General features: G+C 54.1%; 1 pseudogene. It reads left to right on the top strand.

The annotated features are described in order from the left end of the window. Positions 1-519 precede the first annotated feature (519 nt). A pseudogene (locus ACTNBK_RS17105) lies at positions 520-968 on the top strand (serine/arginine repetitive matrix protein 2); the annotation flags it as partial.

Here is a 968-nt window from a genome sequence, read left to right as displayed (position 1 = left end):
TGCCGCCGTACAGTGAAGAACGGCTGGCTGCTGCCAGAGAGTACGCCAAACAGCACGGATTTCAGGTCTTGCGGACGGACAAGGAGAGCGCCTGAAATCGGGTCAATTCACAGGAAAATGGCAGGTCTGCACCCGGTATTTTTGCGGTGAATTGGTATCGTGATATCCCAGTATCCCCCTTCCGGGAAATGCGACAAAAGGAGCATTCAGAGCCGGAGGAGCTGACAGAAACCGCACAAACGGTGAAAGTCAGCTTCTCCGGGCAGGAGTACAGAGGGCGGCAAGCCCTTTGTGCTGGGTACAGGGGTGCAGCGCCCTGTTGGGGTCAAGGGGCAAGGCCCATTGGCGGGTTGAGGGCAGCCAGCCCCATCGGGTCAAGGGTGAAACGCCTTGCCCAGGGAGAGTTGATGCTTTGCGTCAATTCGTACTGGGTATTACCTGACGCAGAAATCCGCAGGTTTGGCGGCTTCGCCGCTGCTCCCCTTCGGGAAAAATCAACGGAGAATGGAGGGATGAAAATTGAAACTGACACGGCACAACGGACGCTCCGGCAAGCATGGCACCTATAATCCCCGGCACAATGACCGTCGGTTTGATGTTGAGAACAGCGAACACATTGATGCCCAGCGAGCCAGAAAAAATGTGTACTGGGACTGCTACCGTGGCTTCACTACCCCGGAACTTCGAGAGAAACCGGAACAGCCGGATTTCAGCTTTGAAGAAATTGAGCGAATGTATTACTACGAGCATTATTCCGACCATGTGGATGCCCAGAATGCCCGGAACGAGAAAACACGACACACCGAGCGCAACCGCACGGTGGAAGATCTTTTGAAAAACAACAAGACCTGCCCAGCGGAAAGTATCTACCAGATTGGCACCATGGAAGAATCCGTTCCACCGGGTACTCTGGCACTCATTGTCAGCGAATTTTACGAGGAGTTTGAACGGCGCTTTGGTTCCCATAT

Origin of the sequence: Intestinimonas sp. HCP28S3_D6, assembly GCF_052065695.1 — a bacterium.
Lineage (GTDB): Bacteria > Bacillota > Clostridia > Oscillospirales > Oscillospiraceae > Intestinimonas.
The sequence above is the reverse complement of the archived record's forward strand: the minus strand, read 5'-3'. Positions and strand labels throughout refer to the sequence as shown.